At 71.8% G+C, this 6772-nt stretch carries 4 protein-coding genes; 2 read left to right on the top strand and 2 right to left on the bottom strand.

Translation table 11 applies throughout. The features are described 5' to 3' along the window. Positions 1 to 806 precede the first annotated feature (806 nt). The gene (locus ABZT04_RS17380) at positions 807 to 2885 is read left to right on the top strand and encodes an AAA family ATPase (protein WP_356057316.1); all 2079 of its coding nucleotides are present in this window, start codon (positions 807 to 809) and stop codon (positions 2883 to 2885) included. Between the two features lie 80 nt (positions 2886 to 2965). Here ABZT04_RS17380 and ABZT04_RS17375 read toward each other — a convergent pair whose 3' ends face one another. Continuing rightward, positions 2966 to 3520 (bottom strand): DUF3455 domain-containing protein, encoded by a 555-nt coding sequence (locus ABZT04_RS17375; RefSeq protein ID WP_356057314.1) that lies wholly within the window; start codon positions 3518 to 3520, stop codon positions 2966 to 2968. Positions 3521 to 3824: 304 nt separating this feature from the next. On the opposite strand from ABZT04_RS17375, the gene ABZT04_RS17370 reads away from it, so the two are divergent. Beyond that, positions 3825 to 4844 (top strand): thaumatin family protein, encoded by a 1020-nt coding sequence (locus ABZT04_RS17370; RefSeq protein ID WP_356057312.1) that lies wholly within the window; start codon positions 3825 to 3827, stop codon positions 4842 to 4844. A gap of 30 nt (positions 4845 to 4874) precedes the next feature. On the opposite strand, the gene ABZT04_RS17365 is transcribed toward ABZT04_RS17370, so the two are convergent. Next, positions 4875 to 6734 (bottom strand): sigma-70 family RNA polymerase sigma factor, encoded by a 1860-nt coding sequence (locus tag ABZT04_RS17365; protein WP_356057309.1) that lies wholly within the window; start codon positions 6732 to 6734, stop codon positions 4875 to 4877. Positions 6735 to 6772 lie beyond the last annotated feature (38 nt).

Raw genomic sequence — 6772 nt, 5'->3', positions numbered from 1 at the left:
TACGACCGGGACGGGAGACAAGCAAGCCCGGCCACGCCCGGAGCGGGGCCTGCGGTCCGCCGCCCCGCGTGGGTCCCAACTCGGCTCGATCGGCGCGGCGATCTCCACGCGGTCGGCCGGCCGACACCGCGAGCCGAATCCCGACGGGCGCACCCGCCTGCGGCTCGGAGTGCCCGGCGAAACGCGTCGGCTGTCGGCCACTCGCTCCGAGGAGGGGCGTCTGACGCCCGCCCCGGGAAGCCCTGCGCCAGCCGCACCGCCGTGTCCCACACCGGAAACGGGCCGCGCCAGACCGTGACCCACAGCCCACAATGGATCGCGCAGGCCGCGCCCCGGACGGGAGCCAAGCAAGCCCGGCCACGCCCGGAGCGGGGCCTGCCGTCCGCCGCCCCGCCCGGGTCGCGGCCTCTGCTCGATCGGCGCGGCGATCTCCACGCGGTCAGCCGGCCGACACCGCGAGCCGAATCCCGACGGGCACCCGCCTGCGGCTCGAAGCTCCCGGCGAACAAACGCGTCGACCGCCAGCCACTCACTCCGGGGACGGCGTCCGGCAGCCGCCCCAGGGAACCCTGCGCCGGCCGCCACCGGCCGTGTCTCACGCCGGAAACCGACCACGGCGGGCCACAGCCCACAGCCGATCGTGCGGCTCGGCGTCGCTCAGTCGCAGTGGCTCTGTGCGTCGTCCCGCTGCTTCGGCAACTCCTTTCGGTGCGGGGACGGTTGAGTCGGCCGGGGCCGCATCTCCCGGCCCGAGCCGGTAGGTTTCGCAGCGGTCCGAAGGGGTCGGGTCCGGGGAAAGGAACCGTATGGCGAAGGAAGACTCCGCCGTGCTGGCCGACAGACTGGCGTCCGCCCGGTTGCGGTACTTCGTCGGCAGGGAGCGGGAACTGGCCCTCTTCCGGCGGGCGTTGGCCGGCGAAGCCGGCACTCCGACGGTCATCGTGCTGCACGGACCGGGAGGCATGGGAAAGAGCGCCCTGCTGCAACGATTCGCCGCGGAGGCACGCGGCGCCGGCCGGCCGGTCGTCGGCGTGGACGCCCGTACCGTCGGACTCTCCCCCGCCGCCTTCGAGGAGGCGGCCGCCGAAGTCTTCGTCCAGGACAACGCTGTCCTGCTGGTCGACGACTTCGAGCGCTACCGGGACATGGAGGAGTGGATCCGCGACCGCTTCCTGCCACGGTTACCGGCCGGCGTCCTGGTCGTCGTCGCGGGCCGGCTCGCCCCCGACCCCCTCTGGAAGGCGGACCTCGCGTGGAGTGAGGCTCTGGAGGTCGTCCCGCTGAGGGAGTTGGGACCTGCCGACGCCGCGGCCCTGCTCACCTCGCGGGGTGTCGCCCCCTCCCTGCACCCGGCCCTGCTCAGGTTCGCCGCGGGCCACCCCCTCGCCCTCCGGCTGGCCGCGGACGCCGCGACGCACGGCAACACCTCGGCGGACGAGGTGTTCTGGGCACCCCTGCGCCCGGTCGTCGACCGGCTGCTGACCCACCTCGTCGGCAAGCCGCCGTCGCCCGCGCACCGCCGGGCGCTGGAAGTGTGCGGCCATGTGGCCGACACCACGGAGGAACTCCTGCGCGTGGTCCTGCCCGACGAGGACGCAACCGAACTGTTCGCCTGGCTACGGCAGTTGTCGTTCATGAGGTCCGGGCCCTTCGGGGTGTGCCCGTACGACGTCGTCCGTGACGCCCTCGACAGCGACTTGCGCTGGCGCGATCCGCAGCGGTACCGGGCCATGCACCGCGCGGTGCGCCGACACCTGGTGGAGCTGGTCCGCGACGCGCCGGAGAAGGAAGCCCTGCGGGCCGCCCGCGAGTTCAACCACATCGTCTCCCGGGCCCAGTGGCTGAGGGAGTTCCAGGGCGGCCGGGACGAAGCCGCCGTCCACGAGGAACCCCTGCGGCCCGAGGACGCCCCGGCCCTGATCGAGCTGACCCGCAGGGTCGAGGGCGAGCCCACCTCCCGTTGCGTCGCCCACTGGTTGAGGCGTCAGCCCGAGGCGTTCCACGTCCACCGCCGCAGCGGCACGGGTCAACTACTTGGATTCATGGCCTGGTTGAGGGTCGACGCGCTCGACGACGAGACCCGGGCGGCCGACCCCGTGACGGCCGAGGCATGGGAGCTGGTCTCCGCGATGACTCCGCCGCGCCAGGGCGAACACCTCGGTGTGGCACGGTTCATGGTGCACGAGGAGAACCATCACCGCCCCTCGCGGTCGTGGGACCTGGTGCGCATGCGGATCGTCTTCGAGCTGCTGCGCGCCAAGCACTGCGCCTGGTCCTGTTTCGTCAGCGCCGAACCGAAGTTCTGGGCGCCCCTGATGACGTACATGGGCATGTTCCAGCCGCCCGGCCAGGCCGTCCACGCCGATCGCGGATACGGCCTGTTCTGCCACGACTGGCGGGCCGCTCGGGTGGACGAGTGGGCCGAGGGGATCGACGCGCGGCTGCTCAGCGGGGCACCGGCGGTGGCGGCCGGGAAGCCGAAGTCCCGTCTCACCACGCTGAGTCGGGAGGAGTCGGACGCCGCCGTCCGCGAGGCGCTGCGCGGCTGGCTCGACCCCGGCGGGCTCGCCGACAACCCGCTGCTGCGCAGCCGACTGGTGGAGGAACTCAGCGAGGGCGACCCGGTGACCGCGCTGCGCGAGCTGATCGGCAAGGCCGTGCAGCGGCTCGACGCCCATCCCCGGACCCGGCAGTTGCACGACGTGCTGACGATGACGTACCACTCGACGTCCACCCAGGACGCCGTGGCGCGGAAGCTGAACCTGGCGTTCAGCACCTACCGCAGACATCTGGCCCGGGCCCTCGACGAGGTGCGCGAGACGGTGTGGGACTGGGAGGTGCACGGCCGCATCAGGGCCGAACAGGAGCCGCCACAAGGGAGTTGAGCGGGCTCAGCCGTCACGCACCCCACACGGCAGTGACCCCCGGATCGACCGAGGGCCACTGCCCGCACATCGCTACGGCGTCACTTGGCGGGCTTGTAGAACGCGTACGTGGCGGAGTACTGGACGCTCACCTGGTCGGTGCCGGTGCAGGCGGCGGCCGGGGCGACACCGCCGTGCGTGTTGAGGCGCTGGACGTAGGAGACGTCGGCGAAGACCCCGGTGCCGCGCGTGGCGGTGGACTTCAGCAGCAGCTCGGGGATGGTGCCGGTCTTGGGCGAGTTGGCGACCGCGGAGCCGTTGACGGCGCTGCCGTCCACCGTGGACACCCACACCGGGCCCCGGGAGTGGAGGGCGACGGGACGCTTGGAACGGTCGTTTCTGGCCCAGAGCGTGGCGGCCGGCTCCAGCAGTGTCCAAGCGCCGTTGGTGCAGGTGTAGGTCTGCACACCGGCGGCGGAGAAGACGCCGGTGAGCTTGTTGCCGTCGGGCACCTTCAGGGCGTCGGGGACGGTGACGCCGAGGCGGAGGGGCTGCTGCGGGGTGGCGGCCTGGCCGACGGTCGCGCTGGCGAGCGTGGCGGCGGTCACGGCGGTGAGGGCCGCGGTGGTGAGGACGAGACGTTTGGCGATCTTCATCGGAGTGTCTCCAGAGCAATTTCAGAACATGGTCGCGGGTATCCGGACTTCCGGGCCGATCAGATGATCTTCGGCCCCGCTGTCGCGAATGTACGGGGGATCAATCGCGGCCGGGTTGCCAACTTCTGATCGACTTATGACCAGCACTGCTCACCGGCAGCCCGTTCGGCACGCTCGCCCGGCACCGGTATTACCGCCCCTGTTTCCGTTGTCCGACCCGAAGCCCGCCGGTCTCCTCTACGGAAGACTCCGTCGGCCGGACCACCGCGCGACGGAACGTGGGAACGGACAGGAGTGTTCAGACATGCCTCGTCACCGGTTGTCCAGCCGCCGTCGAGGGCGCGCACGCCGCGCGCCCCTGGTCGCCGCAGCCGCCCTCACCTGCCTCGCGGTGGTGACCGGCGTCCTGCTGGCCCGCACGCAGACGGGGAGCCCGGCAGGAGACCGTACCGTCGCGGGTCCGTCGTCAACGCGCACCACAGAGGGGACAGTTGGCACCCCGGCCCTCCCCAGCCCCTCGTCGAGCACGTCATCGGCGCCACGAAAGTCGCCCTCACCCTCGCCCGACGCACGGAAGTCGTCCGCCGTCCGCGCGTCGCCGTCCCGCGCGGCCGCGAGCCCCGGCAAGCGGACCGTCACCCTGGTCAACCGGCTCGACCAGACGATCTGGCCCGCGATCGCGGCGGACCCCAAACACCCAGTGGAGGCCACGGGTTGGGTGCTGCGCCCCGGGGCCTCCGTGAGCTTCGCCGTCCCCGATCACTGGGACGTCCGGGTATGGGCCCGTACCGGCTGCTCCTTCGACGCCTCCGGTGACGGCCATTGTCTGACCGGGGACTGCGGCCATTTCCAGTGCGGTTCGACCTGGGGTGAATTCCCTTCCACTCTGGGCGAGTTCAACCTGAACGCCTGGAACGGCATGGACTTCTACGACGTCAGCCTGGTCGAGGGCAACAACCTGCCGATGTGGATCAACAGTTACGGCGGTACGTCCCGCGACAGGATCGACGCGAACGGCTGCTCCGCCGCAGGCTGCACCCGGGACGCCAACGCGACCTGCCCCGCCAAGTTGCAGCGCGTCCGGGGCGGCCGTGTCGTGGCCTGCCTGAGCGCCTGCCTGGTGTTCAAGACGGACAAGACCTGCTGCACGGGCGCCTACGCGGCGCGCCCCCAGTGCGTCCCCTCGTCCTGGCCCGTCGATTCGGCGGCCGTGTTCAAGAAGGCCGAACCCTTCGCCTACTCCTACGTCAACGACGACGCGACCAGCGTGCTCACCTGCTCGGGAGAGTGCGGCTACCGCATCACCTGGGGAGTGAGCCCCTGAGCCCGCGGGGCACGGGGGCGCCGGGCCGGATCAGTCCGCGGACTGGAAGGCCCGGCCCGCCGCGGTCGTCGTCGTACCGTCCGTGAAGAGCCCGCTGCTCGGCTTCGACGGATCCGCGCCCAGCCCGAACCACGCGTAGCGCTGGAGGTAGGGCAGGCCGTCGAGGGCCTTGGTGGACGCGGTGACGAAGTCCGCCTGCTGCTGCGCGGACGGGAAACGGGTCCCCTGGGAGAAGTCGATCAGCGCGTACTCGGTGAGCCAGATCGGCTTGTGGTAGCGCGCGTACACAGCGGCCAGGTACGTCTTCAACTGGTCCACCGCCTGCGGGGTTCGGAAGTCGCCGCCGTACCAGTGCAGCGTGATGAAGTCGACCCGGTACCCCTTCGCCGCGGCCCCGGACATGAAACGGTCCAGCCAGCCGCCCGCCGTGTCCCCGCCGTAGGCGACCGCGGGGCTGCCCAGGATCTTGCCCGCCGCCATGAGCTTGGGCCACAGCGCCAGCGCCTGGTCGACCGTCATGTTCGACTGCTGTGCCATGTCGGGTTCGTTGAACCCCAGCAGATACGGGCCGTAGGACCGGGCCTGGGCGAGCGAGGCGTCGGTGACGGACTTCGCGCCCCAGATCATGGGCACGAAGGAGCCCGACGAGGGTGTCGTGATGCCCGGGTGCTGGGTGGACCAGGTGTAGTACCAGCTCGCCCCGCTGGCCGCGAGCGCCTGGCTCACCCCGCCGAACGACCACACGCCGACGCCCTTCTTGGCGCCGGAGGCCATGTGCGCGGGGGCGGCGATCTGCTTCGAGGGCGAGGGACTCGGCTTGGCCTTCGGCTTCGGGGACGCGCTCGGGGAGATCGAGGGCGAGGGCGTGGGGCTCGGCGAAGCGCTGACCACCGGAGCGGGAGACGGCGATGCCTCCGCCGTCGTAGGGGAGGAGCCGCCCGTCAGCCGGGGTGCCACCAGCGCGGCCACCACGGCGACGGCGACCGCCGCCGAACCGCCCACGACCTGCTTGCCACCGATACGGCCGGGCCGGCGCCCGTGCCGCCGACGCGCGCCACCGTGCCCCGAGGACGCGTTGGTCGGGGCGGCGTCCAGCACCCGAGACACGTCGAACCGGGCCGGCACCGCCACCAGCGGAAGCCCGCTGAGCAGCCGGTCCATCGGAAGCAGCCCCTCGTCCAGCCCCTCGCACACCGCACACCCGCGGATGTGACGGGCGAACCGCTTGCGCCACAGGGCACTTGGCGTCCCGTCCCAGGTGGCGGCCGTCTCGTCCAGTTCCGCACAGCGCGGCGCCGCCACCAGCGCCCGCACCACGACCCGCGAGACCTCCATCTGCTTCTTCATGCGCTGCACCCGGACCGAAGCGTGCCGGTCGGACAGCCCCAACGCACCGGCGAGTTCGGCGCGTTCCAGTTCGCCGGTCTCCTCCAGCCACCACAGGGACAGCAGTTCCTGATCGTCCGGGTCGAGCCAGCGGGTGGCCTCGACGACCTCGCGGCGCTGCTCGGTCAACCCCAGCCGCAGGATGGTCAGTCCGGCGAAGTCGAGCGCGGGGTCGGTGATCGCCTCCGCGTCCTCCAGATGCGCCCTACGGCCACGGTCCGCGGCCCGCGCCTGCTCACGGTCCCGGACCTGCCTGATCGTGATGGCCACCAGCCAGGACCGGAACGCGGCGGGATCCCGCAGCTTCGGCAGCCCCCGCACCATACGCAACAGCGTCTCCTGTACGACGTCGTCGACGTCGGCGTGACCGTTCAGGGCCCGGCCGACGATGTTGTAGACCAGCGGCAGGCTCTGGGTCACCAGGTGATCCAGGGCCGGCCGGTCGCCCGCGCACGCGGCCGTCACCACGCCCGCGTCGGGTCCGCTTCTGGGCTTGTCGGGCATCTGGGTTCGTTCCTCCGCGTGGGATCCGGCAGTCCGGC

The sequence above is a fragment of the Streptomyces sp. NPDC005492 genome, from assembly GCF_040605995.1.
Lineage (GTDB): Bacteria > Actinomycetota > Actinomycetes > Streptomycetales > Streptomycetaceae > Streptomyces.
Note: the sequence above shows the minus strand (reverse complement) of the source record. Positions and strands in the feature narration are given on the sequence as shown.